Source organism: Amycolatopsis sp. GA6-003 (assembly GCF_046267895.1).
In the GTDB taxonomy this organism is placed as follows: domain Bacteria; phylum Actinomycetota; class Actinomycetes; order Mycobacteriales; family Pseudonocardiaceae; genus Amycolatopsis.
In genome coordinates this window covers 5401023-5423990 of record NZ_CP176499.1, presented here as the reverse complement: position 1 = coordinate 5423990, position 22968 = coordinate 5401023, and the positions used below count along the sequence as shown (strand labels likewise).

Genomic DNA, 22968 nt, shown 5'->3' with positions numbered 1-22968 from the left:
CCCGGGCCTAGCCCGGGCACGCCTCAGTCCAAGCCAATCGCACCGCGGACACTGGCCCGCGCCTCGGCCGGCAGCGCGCGATAGCTGGCCCATACGCGCTCCACCTCCCGAAAGTCCCGTTCGCCGGCTTCGATCCAGCTTGCCAGGACCCGCTGATCCTCCTCGCTCAAGCCTTTCGCCCGGACCGCCACCCCCGCGGCATCCGCGACCAGCTTGTTCCCTCCGAGCCGGCACCTGCGGCACTCGGCGACAAGCTGCACCGCCACACCACCGTCCGGCACCCGTACCTTCCGGCGCGCGATGTCGAGCTGCGCGCCTTCGCCCGTGTCTTCATGGACGTCACCGGGGGTAATACCGCACGAGCGGCACATATTGTCGTCATGGGCGATGATCTCCCGGCGGCGCGTGGCCCCAATGGCCGGCGCATGCGACGGCCTGGAGGTCACCCCCTTCTCCCACACCGGCTGGCCCTGCTTCACGAAGCGCTGCTCCGGGGCGGCCAAGGTGACGTCCTCCCGGTTCGTGTCGATGCGCCATCCGAAACTCCGGAGATCACGCATCCGCCGGTCGATCTGCGAGACACCGGGAAAGGTGTCGCGCAGCTGAGCCTTGGTGAACTTGTTACCTTCGCCAACTTCGGCAACAAGCCACAAGGCAACCCTTTTCATGGTGCCCAGGTTTTTATCCTGCCACGAAAGCGGCATCTCTCCTCCGTCGCGTGTAGGCCCGGCCGCAAAGCCCTTCTCCACCGATTTATATCAGGAACCGGGAGACCTGTCTGCAACTGCGGACAGAATGCAATTATTGCAGAAATATTATCACAGCGATCATTGCAGCAAAAATCGATTCTTTACTCGGTAAAATTTCACTATGCGGACCTACTGTTTCACACTGCGAAGCGGCAGAAATGTCGACTTAGCGACCCGGAGACCAGTGACCGCGACAGAACCGATCTCCGACACCGCGTACGCGCACCGAGCACCGCGAAGAGTGCGTACGCGGCCGACACTCCGTACGCAGAACTGCTGCCGCTTCGCCAGCGAAGGCTGCTAGGCTCGCCTGGCACCATCATTTCGAAAATGCGGCGCAAGCCGGAGACAACGCAGCTGGAGACAGCGCAAGCCGGAGACAGGGGGTCGTGCCGGAGTTAATCGACCATCGAAGCAGCACCTCCATGAGCTAGACCTCGCGTGCACTAAACCCTCGCGCGCACTAAACCCGTTGGGGTGCAACAGGTCTACTGGCACAGCAGATATACCGACGCCGCCCGCCGCGTCGGGTCTTAAGCCATCACGAAGCCGGTCTTCAACGTGCGCTTCGCAATGGCCCGGACGTCAGCGCAAGCACAACCAGAACCCACAACCAGAATCAGAGTTCAGAAGAGGAGATCAAGGAACATGCCAGCCCTGGGGCAAGTCGGGAAACGGCTCGGACGCCCTCCGACCCCGGAAGTAATCGCGTTCGCGGCCGCGCTCAAGAAACTGTATCTCCGCCTGCCGAAGCAGAGCATGGTGCGCAACGCTGCCGTCCTGCACGTATCGCAGCCCGCGCTTTCCCAGTACCTGAATTTGACAAGGATCCCGCCCGCGTCCTTTCTCAGGACGATCTACCTGGCAGCCTCGGCCAGGACGCCCGCAGGCGAACTGCCGTGCCGTTTAAACGAGCTCATCGAGCTGCGCCACGCAGCCAAAGAGAGCCTTTCGCACGCCGGTACGCGATGCCAAGATGCCCCTAATGCTGTGGCGCACGCCACATCCTGGGATAAAACGGCAGGAAAAAAGGACCGGCGCAACGGCAAGTCGTGCCGGGCCGAGGACCGGCGCAACGGAAACTGCGTCGCGCCGCGCGAACCGTGCGGCGGCGCGAACAAAGGTGCGCGGCCTGTTTCCAGCGACCCGTACTCCGAGGTTGAGAACCGGAAGGAGGTTGAGAACCGGAAGGTCCCGCCGGGAACCACACCCGTCTTGGCCGCTGCGGACATGATCTCGGCGGCACTCGCATCTCTGCAGCTACACGACTACGCGACCGTGCGCGAACTGCTCGAGCAAGCCAAACCATTATTACACAGAGCAACTGTTGCCTGGGCATGACATCGGACCCGAACGGAAGGGACCCGAACGAAAGCCGACCACGGAAAGAGTCGATTGCTTACTTACTGTAAACGACACTTGCGGAACATCTCACGCACCCGCATAAGCACCTGGCCGACGTGCGCTCGGGACCCGCCGTGCGACCTTCCGCGAGCATCCCGAGACGGGACTGACCGAGTTGCCGGCATGCGATCGGCCAGCCCCATCCCTTCGAACACGACCGAACACCTAGGAAGGCCATGTTCTATGGTCAATAGTAAGCGTGACCTGGGCCGCAAGCGCCCCGGCCGCGGAATCGTCACCCCGTCCAGCGGTCGCTGGAGGCGGAAGATCGCCCGTACCAGCGTTACCATTCGCCGACGCGGCAAGGACGTTCAGAAGGCTGTCGACAACCCCTGGTTCAAGCTCATGAGCTTCTTCTTCAGGCTGCTGTCGCTGATCGTCCGCCTGACCCACTGGCACTGGTAGGTCACGAGGATGGGCTCAGGCCGGCGCGCTGGCGTGAAGATCGTTCACGCCAGCGCGCCGGCTAGTCCGCCCCAGTCGGCTTAGGAATGTCGAAATACCCCGACAACCGCACCGCCGGCGCGTACTCGCCCTTGACCTTGACCTTCCCGGTCACGAACATCGCCGCCACCGCCGCGTTGCCGGTCGCCATGCGGATGAAGTCCTCCACCGCCACGGTGATCGTCGTGTCCGGGGTGCGGGACAGGTCGGTGCTCGACACGCACAGGCCGTCCTCGATGACCGTTTGGTAGCGGTCGAAATCGTCTCCGGCCGGGAAGCGCCAGGAGACCACGACGTCCACGTGCCGGGCTCGGTCCGGGCGGAAGTGTTCCGACATCCGGCGGAAGATCTCGTCCAGGAAGACCGCGCGCAGTTCGTCGTGGTCGGCGATGCCTTTCAGCTGCTCCCGCGTAGCCGCCGCGACGACATCGACCAGGGACTGCGTGGTCAGCGAGGCGATGTCGATGCCGGCTCCGGCGGTGCCGAGCATGTGCAGCGTCTCCAGGACCTGCACGAACTGCTCCGGGGTCAGTTTGCCCACCTCGAGCGTGCGGGCGAAACCGTTCACCGCGTGCTCACCGGGTGAGTGCGCGGCACGCATGCGCGAGCGCCAGCGGGACACCGGAGCGGCTCAGGCCGGTCGGGGCAGGTCGAAGTGGCCGACCAGCCCGGCTGCGAAGGCGAGGTCGCCCTTGACCTTGAGTTTCCCGGTGACGAACAGGACCGCGGGCGTTGCCTGGTGGGTGATGATGCGGAAGAAGTCCACGGGCGAAAGCGTAATCGTCACGCGGGGTTTCTCGCGCATTTCGCGGGACACTGTGCAGGTTCCGTCGGAAAGCACCGTCTCGTAGCGGTCATAACCGCCCTCGCCGGTGCCGCCGGACAGCCGCCAGTGCACCACCGCGCGCAGCGACTTCGCCCGGATGTGCGCTCCCATGCGGGCGAAAATCTCGTCCAGCACCCGCTCGCGCAGTGGACGTTCGGCGGCCACGGCCTCCAGCTGCGCCCGCGACGCGCGCGCGACCAGCGTGGCGAACTTCGTCGGGTCGACCTTGTCCAGCGAGAACGCCGGCACCTGCTCCGACAGCCGCATCAGCGCCGCCAGCAGCCGGTTCAGGTCGGAACGGCCCAGCTCACGAGGGTCGATGGCGTCCGCGACCGCGTTGGCGTCGAGCGCGCTCGCGTCGACGGCTTCGGTGCGGTCCAGCGCGTCCAGCAGCGCGACCCCGCGCAGGCCGGCCAGGTCAGAGCTGGTCGCCTCCGGGTTGTCGGCCATCATTCACCCCTTCCGGAACTTTCCGCCGTAAGGCTACCGGCGAGTAGGTAGCGCGGCAAGCAACGCCGCCGACCTGGGGACGGGTACCGTCCGTGCCAGCGAGAGGGAGGAAAGAGCAGCGTGCCCGACGAAGATCAGCGCCCACCCGAGCGAGCGAGACGGCTCCCGAGGGCGGTCCGTGAACGGCAGATCCTGGACGCCGCGGTGCAGGTGTTCTCGAAACACGGCTACCACTCGGCGTCGATGGACGAGATCTCCGAGGTCGCGGGCGTCTCCAAGCCGATGATCTACACCTACCTCGGCTCGAAGGAAGACCTCTTCGGCAAGAGCATCCAGCGCGAGGCGACCCGACTGCTGGAAGCCATCCAGGCGGGCGTGCAGCCCGACCTGCCGCCGGACATGCAGCTGTGGCACGGCCTGCGCTCGTTCTACCGCTTCGTCGCCGAATACCGCGAGTCCTGGACCGTGCTGCACCGCCAGGCACTGACGGTCGGCGGCGGATTCGCCGCGGAGATCACCGCGATGCGCACGCGCGCGATCGAACTGGTCGCGGCGCTCGTGGTGGCCGCGGGCACCCGCAAGGGCCTCGGCGAGCAGACGGAGTTCTCCGGCCCCGGCCTGGCCGCGGCGCTGGTCGGCGCGGCGGAATCGCTGGCCGACTGGGCACTGGACCACCCGGAGATCTCCGACGGCGTGCTCGCGTCGTGGCTGATGAACCTGGTGTGGCTGGGGTTCAACGACCTCGTCGAGGGGCAGGTCTGGAAGCCCTCAGAGTGAGCGGCGTGGCTCTGACGGTCTCGATCGGGGCGTTGGTGTTCACGGTCTTCTCGTTCTGGTGGCTCAATGCGCGACCTGGTCGATTGAAGACCTTTCCTCCGCACACCTTTGCTTCTGGCCCAGAGCGGAACGGCGGACAGTCGGTCCTCATCCCGTTGGTTCTTCACAACACTGGCGCACTGCCGATCGTCGTTCGAGACCCGCGCGTTGTAGTGCTGGGTGAGCCAGCGATGAGCCCGCTGAGATGGGAGAGGACACGCCCACGGCTACGCGGGGAAAACGACGCAGATCTCCCGTCGACGTTCGCCGTTCCCGGCCGGAGCGTCACCCAGATATTCGCTGAGTTCGACTCCGCTCCACCGGGCTTCCAACACCAAGATCGCGAGATCCGCGTCGAAGCTCAACTCGGACGACGGGCAAGGTGGCACCACGTCGTCAGTTTTGTGCTTCACGCGTCGGCGGCCATCCATCCAGAGCAATACCTCGAGTACCGAAACGAGAAGCCCTCAGAGGGCTGAGATCACCCCGTCCAGGTGCGGTTTCGGCTTCCGCGCATGCCACAGCTCGAAGGCCCATCCATCGTCGGTCTGCCAGGTCGTGAACGCCGCGCGGCCGGGCAGCAGCACCGGCTGCTTGAACCGCACCGCGACGGTGTACGCGTCTGGCAGCCTGCCTTCGAAGGACGCCAGCGCGTGTGCCTTCGTCCACATGCCGTGCGCGATCGCCTGCGGGAAGCCGAACAGGCGCGCGGTCAGCGGGTGCAGGTGGATCGGGTTGCGGTCGCCGGAGACCTCGGCGTAGCGGCGGCCGATGTCGCCCGGGATGTGCCACAGCGCGGACGGTTTCGGCGGCGTCAGCTGGGGGCGCGAAGCGGACCCGGTACCCGAGCCGGTGCGGCGGAGGTAGGTCGACACCTCGCTCCACACGGTGTCCGCGCCGGAGTGGACCTCGCTCACCATGTCGAACTGGCTGCCTTTTTCGTGCGGGCGCAGGTTTTCCGCGCGCACGCTCACCCGGAACGTCTCGCCGAGCGACAACGGACGGTGCTGGGTGATCCGGTTCTCGACGTGCACCAAGCCCAGCAGCGGGAACGGGAAACCCGGCTCGGTCATCAACGCCATCTGCAATCCGAACACCAGCATGTGCGGATACGTCACCGGCAGCTCGTCCGAGAACCGGAATCCGCAGACTTCGTTGTAGGCCGCGACATGTGCCGGGTCCACGACGACCTCGGGACGCACCAGTTCCGTGGTCGGCAGCGTTGAGCCACCGCCGCGGCGCAGAAGGGCTTTCGGGTACAGCGTCGCCAGGCTCGGCGCGCTCGTCACTTCACGGACGGCCATCGCTCACGCCCCCAGCAGCGCCTGGCCGCACACGCGGACCAGGTTCCCGTTGACCGCCGCCGACGCCGGGTTGGCATACCAGGCAATGGTTTCCGCGACGTCCACCGGCAGCCCGCCCTGGCCGAGGCTGGACAGCCGCCGTCCGGCCTCGCGGATGAACAGCGGTACCGCGGCGGTCATCTTGGTCTCGATGAACCCGGGCGCGACCGCGTTGATCGTGCCGCCGTACTCCGCGAGCCGCGGCGCGCCGACGTTCACCATCCCGATCACGCCCGCCTTCGACGTCGCGTAGTTCGCCTGGCCGACGTTGCCCGCGATGCCGGCGATCGAGGAAACCCCGATGATCCGGCCGTTTTCGCGCAGGATCTTGTCGCCGAGAAGCTTGTCGTTCACCGCGAGCTGCGAGGCGAGGTTCACCGCGATTACCGAATCCCAGCCGCCCTCGGTCAGGTTGCCGAGGGTCTTGTCGCGGGTGATACCGGCGTTGTGCACCACGATGTCCACGCCGCCGTGCCGCGAGGTCAGGTACTCGGCGAGCTTGTCCGGCGCGTCGGCCGCGGTGATGTCCAGCTGCAGCGCGGAACCGCCGATCCGATTGGCCACAGTGGACAGATCGCCGCCCTGCGCGGGGATGTCCAGCGCGACCACGTGCGCGCCGTCGCGGGCGAGCGTTTCGGCGATCGCCTCGCCGATGCCCCGCGACGCACCGGTGACCAGCGCGACCTTGCCGTCCAGCGGCTTTTCCCAGTTCTCCGGCGCGGGCGCGGTCTTCGCGTGCGTGCCGACGCGGATCACCTGGCCGTCGACGAACGCCGACTTCGCCGACAGCAGGAACCGCAGCGTCGACTCGGCCGCGTCCTCCGCCCCCTCGGCGACGTAGACCAGCTGCGCCGTCGCGCCGCGCTTGAGTTCCTTGCCGACCGAGCGGACGAACCCTTCCAGCGCGCGCTGGGCGATCTGCTCGCGGCCCTCGGCCAGCTCCGGCGGGGTGCCGAGCACGACCACCCGGCCGGAGGCGCCCACCTTGCGGATCACCGGGTGGAAGAACCGGTAGACCTCACGCAGCTGTCGCGGGTCCTGCACGCCGGTGGCGTCGAAGACCAGCGCGGCGTGCCGGTCGGCGGGCGCGCTGAGCACCTCGATGCCCGCCTCGGTGAGCTGCGCCCGGACGGTCTTCTCCAGCCGTCCGCCGGGCGCGGCGCCGAGAAGTGCGGGACCCTCGAGTGCGGGCTGACCGGGACGGTACCGGCGCAACGTCGCGGGGTTGGGCAGGCCGAGCTTCGGCACCACGAACTTCCCCAGCGGGGTTTTCGTGAACTGCTGGTACCTGTCCGCCATCACGTGCCTCCCGTGCAGTCTGCGTCACGTCGCAGTCTAACCTACTCGCTAGTAGGTTACAGTGTGAAAGGCACGACTCCAGAGAGGTGGACGGCATGGCGACCAGGAAAACCCCCGCGGTGCGCAAGGTCGCGATCGTCGGCGGGAACCGGATCCCGTTCGCGCGGTCGAACGGCCCGTACTCCCGGGCCTCGAACCAGGACATGTTCACCGCCGCGCTGGACGGTCTGGTCAGCCGGTTTTCCCTGCAGGGCGAGGTGATCGGCGAGGTCGCCGCGGGCGCGGTGCTCAAGCACTCCAAGGACTTCAACCTCGCCCGCGAAAGCGTCCTGGGCAGCAAGCTCTCGCCCGCGACGCCGGCGTCGGACGTGCAGATGGCGTGCGGCACCGGATTGCAGGCGGTCATCAACGTCGCCCACAAGATCGCGCTCGGGGAAATCGATTCGGCGATCGCCGGCGGCGTAGACACCACGAGTGACGCCCCGCTGGCGGTGAACCCGCAGCTGCGCCAGATCCTCGTGCGGCTCAACGCGGCGAAGACGCTCGCCGACCGGCTCAAGCTGGTCGCGAAGATCCGCCCGGGCCACCTCGTCCCGGAGATCCCGCGCAACGCCGAACCGCGCACCGGCCTGTCGATGGGGGAGCACGCCGCGCTCACCGCGAAGGTCTGGGACATCACCCGCGAGGCGCAGGACGAACTGGCCGCGACCAGCCACCGCAACCTCGCCGCCGCCTACGACCGCGGCTTCTTCGACGACCTGGTCACGCCGTACCTCAAGCTCACCCGCGACCAGAACCTCCGCCCGGACTCCTCGGTCGAAAAGCTCGCCAAGCTCAAGCCGGTCTACGGCGGCCCGGACGGCACCATGACCGCCGGCAACTCGACGCCGCTGACCGACGGCGCGTCGACCGTCCTGCTCGCCACCGAGCAGTGGGCGAAGGCGCACAAGCTGCCGGTTCTGGCGTACCTGACGTTCAGTCAGACCGCCGCCGTCGACTATGTGCACGGCGACGAGGGTCTGCTGATGGCCCCGGCCTACGCGGTGCCGCGGATGCTCGAGCGCGCCGGATTGACCCTGCAGGACTTCGACTTCTACGAGATCCACGAGGCGTTCGCGTCGCAGGTGCTCGCCACGCTCAAGGCGTGGGAGGACCCGGCGTTCGCCAAGGAGAAGCTCGGCCTCGACGCGCCGCTCGGCTCGATCGACCGCGCCAAGCTCAACGTGAACGGCTCGTCGCTCGCGGCCGGGCACCCGTTCGCCGCGACCGGCGGCCGGATCGTCGCCACGCTCGCGAAACTGCTGAACGAGAAGGGTTCGGGGCGCGGCCTGATCTCCATCTGCGCGGCGGGCGGCCAGGGCGTCACCGCGATCCTGGAGAAGTAAGCGCGAGAGGCCGCCGCCCGGACGCTCGGGCGGCGGCTTTTTCGCGCGTTCAGTCGGTGAGCGTCTTCTCCGCGCGCTTGGCCAGTTTGTCGGCGCGCTTGCCCGCCTTCTTCGCCGCGCGCCGGGCCCGCCAGCCCAGCGACGGCTTGCCCGCCGTGTCGCTCGCGGCCAGCAGCAGCCCGCCGGCCAGCGACGCGTTCTTGAAGAACTGGACCTGCTGGGCCTGCTTCTCGCCCGGATCGGACAGCTGCCAGAACCGGTGCGCGGCCAGCGTCGTCGGCACCAGCGAGCCGAGCAGCGCGACCGCCGCCAGCCGCGGCGCCTTGCCGCTCGCCAGCGCGAGCCCGGCCCCGATCTTGACCGCCGCGTCGATCCGCACCAGCGTGGCCGGATCGCGCGGGACCTGGTCCGGGACCAGGCCCTCGACCTTGTCGAAGGTCTCGGTGAGGAACGGTTCGGCCGCCTTCGCGTGGCCCTGGGTGTCGCGCAGGGCACCGATGCCGCCGAACACGAAGATCGACGCGAGCAGTGGACGTGCCACCCGGCGCAGTATCACGGTCTCGCCTCTCTGGTCAGGAATCCCTGTACAAGAACCTACAACCGGGATTGCCCGCCCCGCTCCCCGCCGAACCGGGCTAGCGATACCTAGCCGAATATTGCTCTATCGCTAGATTCCCCTAGACAGTTCTAGCGGACTCACGCTTGACCTTGCCGCTACGTCAACCTCTACCGTCGAAGCCGTGGTCAGGACGGAATGGTCGATCCAGGACATCGCCCGGTTCGCGGGCACGACGAGCCGGACCCTGCGGCACTACGACGCCGTCGGGCTCCTGCCGCCGACGCGGATCGGCGCCAACGGCTACCGCTACTACGACGAGCAGGCGCTCGTCCGGTTGCAGCGGATCCTGCTGTTGCGCGACCTGGGCTTGGGCCTGCCCGCGATCGCCGAGGTGCTCGACGGCCAGCGCGACGGCGTCGCGGCGCTCGAAACGCACCTGGCGCTGCTGAAACAGGAACAGCAGCGGATCGGGCGGCAGATCGACTCCGTGCGGACCACGCTCCGGAAACTGAAGGGAGGTGAACAACTGATGGCAGAGGAAATGTTCGACGGGTTCGACCACACCCAGTACGAGGAAGAGGTCACCCAGCGCTGGGGCGCCGACGCCTACCGCAAGGGCGACCAGTGGTGGCGGTCGCTGTCCGCGGACGAGAAGAAGGCTTTCCAGCAGGAACAGCTGGACATCTCGGCGGCGTTCGGAGCTGCCCGCGAGGAGGGCCGCGACGCCGGTTCGGACGAGACCCAGGCGATCGCCGCGCGGCTCTACCGCTGGCTGCGCCCGGCCGCGGGGACCGTGTCGAAGAGCTACTTCGCCGGTCTCGGGCAGCTGTATGTCGACGACCCGCGATACGGCTCGTACGACGAGAAGCACGGCCCCGGCACGGCCGAGTACATCCGCGACGCGATGAAGATCTACGCGGAGCGGAACCTGACGGACTAACGCTCCGTCAGAGTGGGCGCTGGGGGTAAGGATGGACGGGGCTGCAGACCCGGCCATCCTTCGAGCACCACGCGCTAAGCCGCCGAGCAACACGCGCTAGCCATCTATGGCCAAATATCGGGCTCGCTCTAGATACCTCGATACGGTGACAGAGTGGACCCCATCCGCAACCCCTTCGCGCCCGGCGCCGGGCAGCGGCCGCCGGAGCTGGCTGGCCGGGAAAGGGAGCTGAAGGCGTTCGAGGTCGTCCTCGAACGCGTCGCTCGCGGACGCCCGGAGCGCAGTCTCGTGCTGACCGGCCTGCGCGGCGTCGGCAAGACGGTGCTGCTGGGGGAGTTGCGGTCGATGGCCGTCCGGCGGCGCTGGGGCGCGGGCAAGATCGAAGCGCGGCCGGACGCGGAACTGCGGCGTCCGTTGTCGGCGGCGTTGCACCGGGCGATCCGCGATCTGGCCGTGCGGCATCGCGCGCCGGACCGGGTCGAGGAAGTGCTCGGGGTGCTGAAAGCGTTCGCGCTCAAGGCGAACAAACCGGACGCGAAACTGCGCGACCGCTGGCAGCCCGGCATCGACGTGCCCGCCGCGCAGGGCCGGGCCGATTCCGGCGACATCGAGATCGACCTGGTCGAACTGTTCACCGACGTCGCCGAGCTGGCCGCGGACGTCGGCACCGGGGTCGCCCTGCTGATCGACGAGATCCAGGACCTGCAGCCGGACGACGTCTCGGCGCTGTGCGCGGCTTGCCACGAGTTGTCGCAATCCGGCGCGCCGCTGGTCGTGGTCGGCGCCGGGCTGCCGCATGTGCCCGCGGTGCTGTCGGCGTCGAAGTCCTACTCCGAGCGGCTCTTCCGCTATTCGCGCATCGACCGGCTCAGCCGCGAGGACGCCGACTACGCGGTCCTGGCTCCGATCGAACGCGAGGACGCCGGGATCGAACCGGAGGCGCTCGACGCGCTCTTCGACGCGTCCGGCGGTTATCCGTATTTCATCCAGGCCTACGGCAAAGCCGCCTGGGACGCCGCGCCCGCGGACCCGATCACGGTCAAAGACGTGCAGGTCGCCGCGCCCGAGGCGGAGTCCGAGCTGGCGGTCGGGTTCTTCGGCTCGCGCTACGAACGCGCGACACCCGCCGAACGCGAGTACCTGCTCGCGATGGCCGAGCTGACCCAAGGCCGCGACGAGGCCGCCGGTACCGCCGATGTGGCCGTCTACCTGGGCCGCAAGCCGTCGTCGTTGTCGCCGGCGCGCGACAGCCTGATGAAGAAAGGCCTGGTCTACTCCGCCGAACGCGGGCAGATCGCCTTCACCGTGCCGCACTTCGGGCACTACCTGCTCGGCCGCGACTGAGCGGATCTTCCCCTCGCTACCGGTCTATCCGGCTGCCTAGCGGTATCTAGTTATTTCGCTAGAAATCCGTAGAGAGCGGTAGCGCGTTAGCGGCTTGTGACCGCCAACACGAGATCTGTCCGGCGTTCTCCAGGATGTCACCGATGATTCTTCGGCAAGTGCCCCATGTCACCGCAGATTCGTTGGATTCCTTGTGAAAAAAGGTGCATACTAGAGACACAGCCACCGAAGACCTCTGAAGGGGATGCAGAAGACCATGAGCAACATCGCCGCCAAGCTCCGTGCCCGTCGCGCCGAGGCTCGCACTCGCCGGGCACTGAACCGGGCGATCGACACCGCGGCCACCTCCACGGTCCGGCAGGAGCTCATCGCCCTCGCCCAGGCGCGTCAGCCGTTCATGCGCTGACCTGCACGACCAACCTGTTGGTGAGTCACTCACGCGAGTGATCTAGACCACAGAAAACCCTGGGTGTAACGCCGCGAAGAGCCGCGTCGATACCCACTACGACCCCGTGATGCTGGCGGACCCCCGACCTGGCAGCATCACGGGGTTTCCATATGTCTGGACCACTTCCTCCGCGCCGCTCCACCACCGAGGGAATTCCCTTGCCCCGAGTGGGCGAAGGGGAGATGCTTGACTCAGTCAACGATCGAGTCGAGGTGGTCCCCGTGCCGGATTCCGTACTCGCCGAGCGCGTCGCCACGGTTCGCGCGTTCAACCGGCTCTACACCGGCGTGATCGGCGTCCTCGACGAGGGACCGGCCGACGCCGAATACTCGCTGAGCGAAGCACGGGTGCTGTTCGAACTCGCCCAACAGGACCGGCTGCAGGTCAGCGATCTGCGCAGACGGCTGTCCCTCGACGGCGGCTACGCGAGCAGACTGCTGGGAAGGCTGGAAACCCGCGGCCTGATCACCCGCGAACGCTGCGCGGACGACGCCCGCCGCCAGCTCGTCGCGCTCACCGAACAAGGCCGCGCCGCCTTCGCCGACCTCGACCGCCGCTCGGCCAGCCAGATCGGCAGCCTCCTCGACCAGTTCGCGGACGCCGACCAGCGCCGGCTGCTCGGCGCGATGGGGACCATCACCGCACTCGTCAGCGATTCGGCACCGGAACCGGTAGTCACCGTGCGCGCCCCGCGCCCGGGCGACCTCGGCTGGGTGGTGCATCGGCACGGAGCGCTGTACGCCGAGGAGTACGGCCTCGACGAACGCTTCGAAGCCCTCGTCGCTCGCGTGGTCGCCGACTTCGCCGAACGCCGCGACGACCCGCGCCAAGCCGGCTGGATCGCCGAACTCGACGGCGAACGGGCCGGCAGTATTTTCTGCACGCCCGGCGACGAGGAAGGCACCGCGAAGCTTCGGCTGCTCCTGCTGGAACCAGCCGCGCGCGGGCACGGGGTCGGCAAGCGGCTGGTGCGCGAATGCGTCGAATTCGCCAGCGCGCGGGGATATCGGGCGATGGAGCTGTGGACGCTGTCGTTGCTCGCCGCCGCGCGCGGGATCTACCGGAGTGCCGGATTCGAACTAGTCGGCAAGGAAGAGACGGACGCGTTCGGTCCGCTCGTGACCGGCGAGACCTGGCGGCGGGAGTTGTAGATGTTCGTCCTGTACTGCGCCGTGTGCGATCGCCGCACGCTGCTGGGCGTCGACGAGGTCGACTGGGTGGAAAACCTGACGCGCGGCGTGATCTCGGTGTCCGGCCACTGCCCGCTGGGCCACGACGCGGTCATCCTGACCGGCGACGCGTTCACCCCGCACGCGGACCCGAGGTGTTTCGGGCCCGCGCCGCGAGTGTGGACGAAACCGATGCACCGCCTGCGCGACTGGCTGCGCACCCGGTTCGAGCTCAGCCGCGACCTGCCCGGACCGTTCTACCGCTTCTGACGCCCCATCAGGTAAAACTCCGGATTCGGCTTGAGCGCGGTCAAATGCGCGAGCCGGTTGGACATCGCGAACAACGCGGTGATCGCGCCGACGTCCCAGATCTCGTCCTCGGTCAGCCCCGCCTCGCGCGCCGCCTCCAGGTCGCCCTCGCCGAACAACGCGGATTCGTGGGACAACGCCAGCGCGAGGTCGACGATCGCCCGGCCGCGCTCGTCGAGCTCGACCTGCCACGGATTGGTCGCGACCCGGTCGGCCAGCTCCGGGTCCTTGGCGCGGATCCGCAGGATCGCCCCGTGCGCGACGACGCAGTAAGTGCAGTGGTTCGCACCGGAGGTGGCCACGACGACCAGCTCGCGTTCGGCTTTGGTGAGCCCGCCTTCGCGTTCCATGAGCGCGTCGTGGTAGTCGAGAAAGGCCCTCAGCTCGGCGGGCCGGTGGCCCAGGGCGCGGAAGATGTTCGGCGTGAAGCCGGATTTCTCCGCGATGGCGCCGATGCGCTCGCGGAGATCGTCGGGAAGGTCTTCGAGTTCCGTCACGGGGAACCGGCTCACGGGGTTGGTCATACCGCCCACGCTAACCGGCGCGGTTCGCGTACGGGAGGGGGTCGGATGCATCCCGTTCACCCGGAAGGGGTTTGCTTACCCCGTGAACTGGACCGCGTACGTGGACGGTTACTGCGAGCGCACCGCGCCCGGGCTCTGGGGTGAGCCGCTCAACGACCTGGCCAACCTTGCCTTTCTCGTTGCTGCCGGGTTGGTCTGGTGGCGGGCCGGGCGGCAGCGCGCTGGGCGGGTGCTTGCCGTCCTGATCGGGGTGATCTTCGTTGCCAGCAGTGTCTTTCACCTGGTCGCCACGCGCTGGGGTGCGGTCGCCGACTCCGCGGCCATCCTGATCTTCAGCTTGTTCTACGCCGCGGCCTTTCCCCGGGCGTTCTTTCCGGCGACGGCCAAATGGTCCTGGCTCGGGGCACCGGCGTTCCTCGCGATCACCGGCGCATCGGCGGCGCTTGGGGGCGGGCTGTATCTGCCAGCGCTCGCTGGCCTAGCCGGGTTCGCCATCGCGTTGGCGGTCAAGCGTGATCCGTACTGGCTGCACTTCGCCATGGCCGCCGCGGTGTTCGCGTTGTCGTTGTCCTTCCGCACTATCGACGGGGTGATCTGCGGGGATTTCCCAGCGGGCACGCATTTCCTGTGGCATTTGCTCAACGCGGTGGTGCTGTACCTCGTCGCGAAGGCGATGATCGGCAAAACGGAAGAGGCCCCCGCGCCGGAAAACGACGCGGAGGCCTCTGTCTAAAAAGGACTCAGTGCGCGCCGATCGGGCGCAGGTCCTTGTCGTGTTCGTCGGCGTGGTAGTCCTCGGGTTCGGTTTCGTCGTTGCCCGGGCTCCACTTCGCGGCACGGGCGATCACCGAAACCACCGCGGCTACCACGATGTTCGCGATCAACGCCACGAAACCGGGGTAGATCTGGACCACGGCGAGGCCGGTGCCGCGGAAGGGGTGCCAGCCGAAGATCGACAGGTTGCCCATCGCCAGTGCCGAACCGCCGAAGTGGAGTTTTCCGTTGGCCGGGTTGGGGATGCCGTACAGCATGATCAGGCCCCAGGCCATGCCGACGATCCAGCCGGCGATGAGGCCCGCCTTGTGGAACCAGCGCGTGTACAGGGCGATCGCCACCGCGGGCAGGGTCTGCAGGATCAGCACGCCGCCGATGAGCTGCAGGTCAATCGAGAACTGCGGGTCGATCAGGATGATCACCAGCACCGCACCCAGTTTGACCACCAGCGACGCCAGTTTGGCCTGCTTCGCTTCCTGCTTCGGGGTCGCGTCCTTGCGGATGTACTCCTTGTAGATGTTGCGCGTCCACAGGTTCGCCGCGGCGATCGACATGATCGCGGCGGGCACCAGGGCTCCGATGCCGATCGCGGCGAAGGCGATGCCCGCGAACCAGTTCGTGAACTGCGAGTCGAACAGCAGCGGGACGATCGTGTTGCCGTCCGGCTTTCCGGTGGCGGCGTTCTTCAGCGGCTTGACGCCCGCCGAGATCGCGACGTATCCGAGCAGCGCCAGCAGGCCCAGCACGAACGAGTAGGCAGGCAGCGCCACCATGTTCCGCTTGATCACGTTGCGGCCGCGCGAGGCGAGCACGCTCGTGAGCGAGTGCGGGTACAGGAACAGCGCGAGCGCCGAACCCAGCGCCAGCGTCGCGTACTGCAGCTGGTTGCTCGAGGTCAGCAGGATCGAACCGGCCGGTTTGCCGGTGTTCGGGTTCGGCTTGGCGAGGGTTTCCTTGGCGGTGCTGAAAATGTGGTCCCAGCCGCCGAGCTTCGAGGGCAGGTAGAGGACCGCGACGATGATCACGAGATAGATCAGGATGTCCTTGACGAACGCGATCAGCGCGGGCGCGCGCAGGCCCGACTGATACGTGTAGAGCGCCAGGATGATGAACGCGACCAGCAGCGGCAGGTGCCCAACAATGCCGGAGCCGTTGATGCCCATCGTGCGCAGCACGGCTTCGAGGCCGACCAGCTGCAACGCGATGTAGGGCATGGTCGCGACGATGCCGGTGATCGCGACCAGCAACGCCAGCGTCGGCGAGCCGAAGCGGCCGCGGACGAAGTCGGCCGGGGTCACGTAACCGCGCGAACGGCTGACCGACCACATGCGCAGCGCGGGCAGCAGGACGATCGGGTAGACGACGATCGTGTAAGGCAGCGCGTACAGGCCGAGCGCGCCGGCGCTGAACACGAGCGCGGGGACGGCGACGAAGGTGTAGGCGGTGTAGAGGTCGCCGCCGAGCAGGAACCAGGTGATCCACGACCCGAACTTGCGGCCGCCGAGGCCCCATTCGTCGAGGTGGTCGAGGCTGCCGCCGGCCTTCCACCGCGAGGCGACGAAGCCGAGCACGGTGACCACGACGAACAGGAACGCGAAGACGATCAGCTCGACCCACTGAATGTTGTTCATCGGGCGTCCCCCTCGTCCAGGTCGTCGACGCTCAGCTCGTCCCGGCCCGTGTTGCGCGGCTTGTCCTTGGTGGCCAGGTAGACGATGCCGGTGCACAGCACGCCCAGCACCACGAACGCCAGCTGGAACCAGTAGAAGAACGGAAGGCCGAACAGCCGCGGCCCGTCGAAGTTGAACAGCGGCGTGACCAGGATCAGCAACGGGATCAGCAACAGCAGGTTCCAGGCACTGAACTGGAACCCGCGCACCCGACCGCCCGGTTTGGCAGTGGACATCGAACCTCACCTAACACTCACGTGACACGCGACCGCCTGACCCTAGACCCCGGTCATCCCGCCGTCATACGACTTCGATATCGATTCGATCAGCACTACGAACACGTTCCAGGGTGTGGACAACCTCGGGGACAACCCGCTCCCGCGCGGCTCCGGAGAGTCGTCCGCTACCCCTATCGGCGGGGCCGGGCCGCCCCGAAAGCCCCAAGGAGTTGTGCTGGAAGGCGGTTGTCCACCGGGTTCGGCAGCTTGTGCACAGAGTTATCCACAGGCAGTGGACAACTCTGTGGCTAAACTGGACGGCATGGTCCGCGTGCCCCTCACCGACGAAGAACGCTCCCGCGGCGAGCGGCTCGGCCTGGTGCTGCGCGCCGCCCGGGCCAGCCGCAGCATGGTCGACGTGGCCGCGGAAGCGGGCATTTCGGTCGAAACCCTGCGCAAGATCGAGACTGGGCGGATTCCTACGCCCGCGTTTTTCACGGTGGCGGCGATTGCTGACGCGGTGGGGATGCCGTTGGATCAGCTGCGGGTTGCTTGTGCGGGGGATGCGGCTGCGTTTTCGCAGGCCAGTTGAGGGGGTTGGGGGCGTTCTGTCTCGTCGCCTGGCGGCGACATTGCAGGTGGGTCGTTGCGTGGGGCACCCCGAAGGTTCATTGTGCTGACGGTTCGGGGGTGCTTGTCAAGGCGGGAAAGATGCCTTGACAAGCACCCCCGAACCGCAGGGAGGCTTCGTATCGGGGTGTGGGGGAGGGGCTGGGTGCCTCGCTCGTTGGGTGCAGCGGCGGCGGTTTAGGGCTGAGTGCTGCGTGCGTGGGTGCGGCGGCTGCGGGTTTGGGGGTGGGGGCCTTGCTGTTTGGGGGCGGCGGTGAGGTTTTTAGGGCTGGGCTGTGCGAGTGGGTGCAGCGGCTGCGGTGTGGCGGTGGTGGTTGAGTGTGTGGGTTGGGCTGCGGGGGTTTCTCGGTGATATCTCAGCCGCGTAGGTCTGCTAGGACTCGTTCTCGGTCGTTGAGGTAGTGGCAGTCTCGGACTGGCAGGTCGAAGGAGTTCAGCAGCTTCTCGAAGTCCGCGTACTCGTCCGGGTTCAGCTGGATGCCGGTCACCTGGAAATGTGCGGCGAGGGTGTCCGCCAGTTCCTCCCATTCGCCGGACCACTGCAGGTCGCGGTAGTGCTCCAGGTCTTCCGGCGGCATTCGGTGGGCGAGCAGGCGCAGGACGCTGTCGACGAAGTAGCTGATCCGGTTGCCCGCACGGTCGTCGACGGTCGGGTTTGCCGGGTCTCGTGCGGCGTCCGCGTTTCGGATCACGCCGGGGCCTGGCAGCGGGTAGCTGGTGTGCACGAGACCGTCGCCGTTGACCAGGACCACCACGCGCACGCCGTATCGTTCGCCGACGCAGCGCCAGCGGCCGTTGTACTGCTGCCGCCGGGGTTCGCCCGGATCGTTGGCGACGTCCTTGACCACCGCGATGATCTGCTCGTCGCTCCATCCGGGCGGAAACTCGCACGTCGCCCTGCGGCCGATGCCGGAAGCGTGTCCACCGCCCACCTTCGGCTCCTCTCGTCGGCACGGAGCCTAACCCGGGCGCGGCCGTTCAGCCGAGTTGTGCGAGCACCAGGATTCCGACCGCCAGCAGGTCCGGACCGCGGAACAGTTGCCGCATAAGGTTTGCTGGCATGGGGCCAGCGGGGGTGTCGACGAAACCCGCGCTGCTGTAGTCGACCGGCTGACGCGTGACCGTGCGCAATACCGAGAGCACTGCCAGGGCAACAGTCACCCACGAGAGCGGCGAAAACGTGGTGCCCAAAGCCAAAAGCGCCACTGAGAGCAGAGCGCACCAGACCAGGCCGACCGCGGTCCGCGCGACGCCGTGGGCAAGCACCAGCTCTCGCGACGACGAGCCCAGCCACCGGCGCCGACCCGGATTTCGCCACAGCACGCCAAGACCGGCCCCGAAAGGAGTAAGCGCGACATACGCGCCGATCCCGACGAGCACTGGTCCCGGCAGCGTGGGAACAGCAACATGGCCCACGGCTACCGCGAAAGCCACTAACAACACCGCACTCGCGTATCGGGACCGGCCGACGATTCCGAGCCACGCGAGCCGGAACGCGGTGGGCGGGCGCAGCGACCAAGAGCCCGCGGGCGCGGATTCCGGCAGCATCATCATCGGGTCGAGGAAGCTCACCGCCATCGCCCGCAGCACCCGCGCGTTCCAGCCGTCGAGCAGCACCGCGCGGCCAGCACCGCTGACTGCTTTGCCGCCGAAAGCCAGCAGCAGACCGCATAACGCGAGCGCCGCGCCGACGTACTGCACCGTCGTCGCGTCCAGCCGAGCCGCGGCTAGCACCACCCCGGCCACCGCGAGGAGCAGCGGGCCGGCGGCTTCGAAAAGGAACGCGGTACGCCGCGCGGTGGTGAACGCGAGGATCGTGCCGCCGGCGACGAGCGCCGCCGCGGCGCGCCACCAGTCGAGCGAAGCGCCGCCGACCGCCAGCATCAGCGCCGCCAGATACCCGAGCACCACCACGAATCCGGTGAGCACGCTGGCCAGCCGGGCTGTGACGACGCGGCGGCGGTCCACCCGGGCGAAGTCCATCCAGGTCAGCTCGGCCGGTTCGGCCCAGACGAATCCCCGGCGCAGCAGGCTCCGCCAGCCCACCGCGGCGCACAACGCGACCAGGCCGAGCACCGCCGAGTAGTCCACTGCGGACGGTCCAAAGAGGACTCGGTGCCAGGCGTCGGTGCGGAAGAAGGCGGTGAACAGGAAGCCGCCGCCGAAGATCAGCACGAACGTGGGGCTGTCGCCGCTGAAAATGCCGCCGAACCGCTTGCGGCCGGGCACCCGCAACCGGGTCACCACAGTTCGAGCACGCTGTCGGCGGTGTCCAGCAACGGTTGGTGGTGCGTGGCGACGACCACTGCCGCACCCGCCGCGGTGGAGCGGGCGATCAGCTTGACCAGCCACTCCTTGCCCGCGGTGTCGAGCGCGCGTTCGGGTTCGTCCAGCAACAGCACGCGATGCGGCCGCGCGGTGACGCCCAGCAACAGCAACCGGCGACGCTGCCCGGCCGAGAAATGCCCGGCGGTGACGCGAGCGCGTTCGGCGAGACCGGCGTCCGCGAGCAACTCTTCGAAATCGCCGAGATCCTCGCCGAACGAGCCGGAAAGCAGTTCCAGATGCTGCACCGGGGTGAGTTCGGCGAAGAAGTCGGAATCGTCGAAGAGGACGGACACCTTGCGGCGAAAGGCAACGCTGCGTTCGTCCGGCTTCGCGCCGTCGATCAGCACCCGGCCCCGCTGCGGTTCCTGCATTCCGTACAGACACCGCAGCAGGGTGGATTTGCCGACGCCGTTAGGCCCGACCAGCACCGCGCATTCTCCCGGGTCGACCGAGAAATCGAGATCCTCCAACAACCACAGGTCACCGGCCTTCACGCCGAGCCCGCGCGCGTCGACTATCGGCGGCACAGCAACTCCACCACCGGGGCCAGCACTTCGAGGTTCGGCTCGAGGACGGTGAAATAGCTGATGCCGAACCGAGCGCGGTGCGCGACCAGCTGCTCAGCGATTTCCTCCACAGTGCCGACCAGCACGGTGGGGACCTCGGCCAATTCGTCCAACGTGAGCGAATCCCCTACGCGCGCATGGATTTCCCGCAACGCGCCTTCGCGATCATCAGTGACCTGGACGAGCTGCACCAGCAGGTTGAATTCGGCGTCCCGGCCAGCGAGCCGCTCGGTGACAAACCTCGTGCGTTCTTCCACCGCGTCCGCCGTCGCCAGCATCAACGGCGAACCGTCGCGCACTTTTGCCATGCCGCTGAAGGCAATCGTCGTCGCGTGCTCGGCGGCGAGCGAAAGCAGCCGGTCGCCGCGGCCGCCGATCATCAGCGGGGGACCGCCGGGCCGCACGGGTTTCGGCGCGTATTCCGGATCCGCGTAAAGCCGCTGGAGTTCCTTGACCACGAGTTCGAGGTGCTCGACCCGCGCGCCCGCGCTGGGAAACGGCATTCCGGCCGCTTCGAACTCCTCTTTCACGTATCCGGCGCCAAGACCGAGTTCGAGCCGTCCGGACACGAATTGGTCCGTGCCCGCGACTTCCCGCGCGAGCAGCACCGGATTGTAGAACGGCGCGTTGAGCACAAAGGTGTTGAGCCGCACCCGTTCGGTGACCGCGCCGGCCAGCACGAGCGCGGGAAACGGCGGCGCGATGCCGAGATGGTCGGCCACGCTCAGCACGTCGTAACCGAGTTCCTCGACCCGGCGGCATTTCGCGACCCACTCCTCGCGCGAGCCGGGCCGCACCAGGTTCACGCCGAACCGGAAAGTCTTCTCCCCATCAAAGCTCATGCGGTCCACGGTAGCCGTTTCCCGGACCCGAAGAAGGGGACGTCGCCGCCCGGTGCGAACGTCCCCTTCTTCAAGCAGCGGTGAGCGTCAGCCCAGACGCTGGGCCAGCGCGTCCAGCTCGTCGCGCAGCGGCGTCGGCACCTCGCCGATCTTCGCGAACCACTCCTCGATCAGCGGCAGCTCCGCGCGCCACTCCTCGTTGCGCACCTCCAGCGCGGCCTGGATGTCCTCGACCGGCTCGGAAAGGCCCTCGAGGTCGAGGTCCTCGGCGTTCGGCACGAACCCGATCGGGGTCTCGACCGCGTTGCCCTTGCCCTCGACGCGCTCGAGCACCCACTTGAGCACGCGCGAGTTCTCGCTGAAGCCCGGCCACAGGAAACGGCCGTCGTCGCCGCGGCGGAACCAGTTGACGTAGAAGATCTTCGGCAGCTTGTTCGCGTCGGCGTTCTTGCCCAGCTCCAGCCAGTGGTTGAAGTAGTCGCCGGCGTGGTAGCCGAGGAACGGCAGCATCGCCATCGGGTCGCGGCGCACGTTGCCGACCGCGCCGACCGCCGCGGCGGTGGTCTCCGACGACATCGTCGCGCCCATGAACACGCCGTGCTGCCAGTCGCGGGCCTGGTTCACCAGCGGCACCGTGGTCTTGCGCCGTCCGCCGAACAGGATCGCCGAGATCGGCACGCCCTTCGGGTCGTCCCACTCCGGCGCGAGGATCGGGCACTGCGACATCGGCACGCAGTAGCGCGAGTTCGGGTGGGCGGCCTTCTCCTCCGAGTCGGGCGTCCAGTCCTCGTGCTTCCACGACGTGGCGTGCGCGGGGGTGTTCTCCATGCCCTCCCACCACACGTCGCCGTCGTCGGTGAGCGCCACGTTCGTGAAGACCGTGTTGCCCTTCTCGATCGTGCGCATGGCGTTCGGGTTCGTGTGGTTGTCGGTGCCCGGCGCGACGCCGAAGAAACCGAACTCCGGGTTCACCGCGTACAGCCTGCCGTCCTCGCCGAACCGCATCCACGCGATGTCGTCGCCGAGGGTCTCCGCGCGCCAGCCCGGGATGGTCGGCTGCAGCATGGCGAGGTTGGTCTTGCCGCAGGCGCTCGGGAACGCCGCCGCGACGTAGTGGACCTTGTTCTCCGGCGAGATCAGCTTGAGGATCAGCATGTGCTCGGCGAGCCAGCCCTCGTCGCGGGCGATGACCGAGCCGATGCGCAGCGAGTAGCACTTCTTGCCCAGCAACGAGTTCCCGCCGTAGCCAGAGCCGTAGCTCCAGATGAGACGCTCCTCCGGGAAGTGCGAGATGTACTTGGTTTCGTTGCACGGCCAGGCGACGTCCTTCTCGCCCGGGGCCAGCGGCTTGCCGACCGAGTGCAGCGCGGGCACGAATTCGCGCTCCGAGCCGTCCGGCGCGATGAACTTGTCCAGCGCGGCCTTGCCGGCGCGGGTCATCACGCGCATCGAGGCGACGACGTAGGCGAAGTCGGTGATTTCGATGCCCAGCTTGGGGTTTTCGTCGCCGAGCGGGCCCATGCAGAACGGGATGACGTACATCGTGCGGCCGGCCATGCAGCCGCGGTACAGCTCCGTCATGGTGGCCTTCATCTCGGCCGGGTCGACCCAGTTGTTCGTCGGGCCCGCGTCCTTCTCCTCCTTCGAGCAGATGAAGGTGCGGTCCTCGACCCGCGCGACGTCGCCGGGGTCCGAGGTGGCCCAGTAGGAGTTCGGCTTGGCGTCCAGCTTCACGAAGGTGCCGGCGTCGACCAGCTCCTGGTTGATCCGGGCGGCTTCCTCGTCAGACCCGTCGACCCACACCACGCGGTCCGGGGTGGTCAGTTCGGCGACCTCCCGGACCCAGGACAGCACGCCACTGTGCGTCGTCGGCGCTGTGTCCAGTCCGGGGATGGCGACTGCGGTCATCTCTACTCCTGACTTCCGACGAC

General features: G+C 67.6%; 25 protein-coding genes. 11 read left to right on the top strand and 14 right to left on the bottom strand.

The genetic code is table 11. The features are described from left to right. Positions 1-23: 23 nt before the first annotated feature. Positions 24-704, bottom strand: a complete 681-nt coding sequence (locus F9C12_RS24400) for a hypothetical protein (protein ID WP_409184162.1) — start codon at positions 702-704, stop codon at positions 24-26. A gap of 693 nt (positions 705-1397) precedes the next feature. On the opposite strand from F9C12_RS24400, the gene F9C12_RS24395 reads away from it, so the two are divergent. Then, complete coding sequence (locus F9C12_RS24395; RefSeq protein ID WP_409461954.1) at positions 1398-2090, top strand: hypothetical protein; 693 nt, start codon at positions 1398-1400, stop codon at positions 2088-2090. A 246-nt stretch (positions 2091-2336) separates the two neighbouring features. Further along, a complete protein-coding gene (locus F9C12_RS24390) occupies positions 2337-2558 on the top strand; it encodes a hypothetical protein (RefSeq protein ID WP_409461953.1) in 222 nt (73 codons plus the stop codon). 61 nt (positions 2559-2619) lie between these two features. On the opposite strand, the gene F9C12_RS24385 is transcribed toward F9C12_RS24390, so the two are convergent. After that, on the bottom strand, positions 2620-3198 hold the full coding sequence (locus F9C12_RS24385; RefSeq protein ID WP_409184159.1) for an SCP2 sterol-binding domain-containing protein: 579 nt from the start codon (positions 3196-3198) through the stop codon (positions 2620-2622). Positions 3199-3228: 30 nt separating this feature from the next. Continuing rightward, a complete protein-coding gene (locus tag F9C12_RS24380; RefSeq protein ID WP_409184158.1) occupies positions 3229-3873 on the bottom strand; it encodes an SCP2 sterol-binding domain-containing protein in 645 nt (214 codons plus the stop codon). A 120-nt stretch (positions 3874-3993) separates the two neighbouring features. On the opposite strand from F9C12_RS24380, the gene F9C12_RS24375 reads away from it, so the two are divergent. Beyond that, on the top strand, positions 3994-4650 hold the full coding sequence (locus F9C12_RS24375) for a TetR/AcrR family transcriptional regulator (protein WP_409461952.1): 657 nt from the start codon (positions 3994-3996) through the stop codon (positions 4648-4650). 506 nt (positions 4651-5156) lie between these two features. On the opposite strand, the gene F9C12_RS24370 is transcribed toward F9C12_RS24375, so the two are convergent. Then, the gene (locus F9C12_RS24370; RefSeq protein WP_409461951.1) at positions 5157-5993 is read right to left on the bottom strand and encodes a MaoC/PaaZ C-terminal domain-containing protein; all 837 of its coding nucleotides are present in this window, start codon (positions 5991-5993) and stop codon (positions 5157-5159) included. Between the two features lie 3 nt (positions 5994-5996). After that, entirely contained in the window at positions 5997-7331 is a 1335-nt protein-coding gene (locus F9C12_RS24365; RefSeq protein WP_409461950.1) for a 3-oxoacyl-ACP reductase, read from the bottom strand. Between the two features lie 95 nt (positions 7332-7426). Here F9C12_RS24365 and F9C12_RS24360 point away from each other — a divergent pair, with 95 nt between their 5' ends. Next, complete coding sequence (locus F9C12_RS24360) at positions 7427-8716, top strand: acetyl-CoA C-acetyltransferase (protein WP_409184155.1); 1290 nt, start codon at positions 7427-7429, stop codon at positions 8714-8716. Between the two features lie 49 nt (positions 8717-8765). Here F9C12_RS24360 and F9C12_RS24355 read toward each other — a convergent pair whose 3' ends face one another. Then, positions 8766-9272 carry a DoxX family protein gene (locus F9C12_RS24355; protein ID WP_409461949.1) on the bottom strand — a complete coding sequence of 169 codons (507 nt, stop codon included), beginning with the start codon at positions 9270-9272 and terminating at the stop codon, positions 8766-8768. A gap of 184 nt (positions 9273-9456) precedes the next feature. Between F9C12_RS24355 and F9C12_RS24350 the strand changes: the two genes are divergently transcribed. From F9C12_RS24350 to F9C12_RS24330, 5 genes are all read left to right on the top strand, one after another. Then, on the top strand, positions 9457-10215 hold the full coding sequence (locus F9C12_RS24350; RefSeq protein ID WP_409184153.1) for a MerR family transcriptional regulator: 759 nt from the start codon (positions 9457-9459) through the stop codon (positions 10213-10215). A 153-nt stretch (positions 10216-10368) separates the two neighbouring features. Then, positions 10369-11559: an ATP-binding protein gene (locus F9C12_RS24345; RefSeq protein WP_009085137.1), complete on the top strand. Its 1191-nt coding sequence runs from the start codon at positions 10369-10371 to the stop codon at positions 11557-11559. Between the two features lie 256 nt (positions 11560-11815). Further along, a complete protein-coding gene (locus tag F9C12_RS24340) occupies positions 11816-11965 on the top strand; it encodes a hypothetical protein (RefSeq protein WP_162836041.1) in 150 nt (49 codons plus the stop codon). 263 nt (positions 11966-12228) lie between these two features. Beyond that, positions 12229-13158 (top strand): GNAT family N-acetyltransferase, encoded by a 930-nt coding sequence (locus F9C12_RS24335; RefSeq protein WP_409184152.1) that lies wholly within the window; start codon positions 12229-12231, stop codon positions 13156-13158. Continuing rightward, positions 13159-13446 (top strand): hypothetical protein, encoded by a 288-nt coding sequence (locus tag F9C12_RS24330; protein ID WP_409184151.1) that lies wholly within the window; start codon positions 13159-13161, stop codon positions 13444-13446. Here F9C12_RS24330 and F9C12_RS24325 read toward each other — a convergent pair. Then, complete coding sequence (locus F9C12_RS24325; protein WP_409184150.1) at positions 13434-14009, bottom strand: peroxidase-related enzyme; 576 nt, start codon at positions 14007-14009, stop codon at positions 13434-13436. The two genes, F9C12_RS24330 and F9C12_RS24325, sit on opposite strands and share 13 nt — an antisense overlap. Before the next feature lie 82 nt (positions 14010-14091). On the opposite strand from F9C12_RS24325, the gene F9C12_RS24320 reads away from it, so the two are divergent. Further along, entirely contained in the window at positions 14092-14742 is a 651-nt protein-coding gene (locus tag F9C12_RS24320) for a hypothetical protein (protein ID WP_409461948.1), read from the top strand. Between the two features lie 7 nt (positions 14743-14749). On the opposite strand, the gene mctP is transcribed toward F9C12_RS24320, so the two are convergent. Continuing rightward, the gene (mctP, locus tag F9C12_RS24315; RefSeq protein WP_409184148.1) at positions 14750-16414 is read right to left on the bottom strand and encodes a monocarboxylate uptake permease MctP; all 1665 of its coding nucleotides are present in this window, start codon (positions 16412-16414) and stop codon (positions 14750-14752) included. Then, positions 16411-16689, bottom strand: coding sequence for a DUF3311 domain-containing protein (locus F9C12_RS24310; protein ID WP_409184147.1), 279 nt, complete (start codon positions 16687-16689; stop codon positions 16411-16413). The genes mctP and F9C12_RS24310 overlap by 4 nt, the downstream gene beginning before the upstream one ends. 304 nt (positions 16690-16993) lie before the next feature. Here F9C12_RS24310 and F9C12_RS24305 point away from each other — a divergent pair, with 304 nt between their 5' ends. Continuing rightward, positions 16994-17263, top strand: coding sequence for a helix-turn-helix domain-containing protein (locus F9C12_RS24305; RefSeq protein ID WP_009085150.1), 270 nt, complete (start codon positions 16994-16996; stop codon positions 17261-17263). A 394-nt stretch (positions 17264-17657) separates the two neighbouring features. Here the strand turns inward: F9C12_RS24305 and F9C12_RS24300 are convergent, their stop codons facing one another. The 5 genes from F9C12_RS24300 to F9C12_RS24280 all read right to left on the bottom strand — a co-directional run bounded on the left by F9C12_RS24300 (position 17658) and on the right by F9C12_RS24280 (position 22945). Further along, the gene (locus tag F9C12_RS24300) at positions 17658-18233 is read right to left on the bottom strand and encodes an EndoU domain-containing protein (protein WP_409184146.1); all 576 of its coding nucleotides are present in this window, start codon (positions 18231-18233) and stop codon (positions 17658-17660) included. 46 nt (positions 18234-18279) lie between these two features. Next, positions 18280-19548 carry a hypothetical protein gene (locus tag F9C12_RS24295; protein ID WP_409461947.1) on the bottom strand — a complete coding sequence of 423 codons (1269 nt, stop codon included), beginning with the start codon at positions 19546-19548 and terminating at the stop codon, positions 18280-18282. Further along, positions 19542-20147, bottom strand: coding sequence for an ATP-binding cassette domain-containing protein (locus F9C12_RS24290; protein ID WP_409467063.1), 606 nt, complete (start codon positions 20145-20147; stop codon positions 19542-19544). Before F9C12_RS24290 ends, F9C12_RS24295 begins: the two co-directional genes overlap by 7 nt. Further along, positions 20144-21037 (bottom strand): TIGR03621 family F420-dependent LLM class oxidoreductase, encoded by an 894-nt coding sequence (locus tag F9C12_RS24285; RefSeq protein WP_409461946.1) that lies wholly within the window; start codon positions 21035-21037, stop codon positions 20144-20146. Before F9C12_RS24285 ends, F9C12_RS24290 begins: the two co-directional genes overlap by 4 nt. An 87-nt stretch (positions 21038-21124) precedes the next feature. After that, entirely contained in the window at positions 21125-22945 is a 1821-nt protein-coding gene (locus F9C12_RS24280) for a phosphoenolpyruvate carboxykinase (GTP) (RefSeq protein WP_409461945.1), read from the bottom strand. Between the last annotated feature and the right edge of the window lie 23 nt (positions 22946-22968).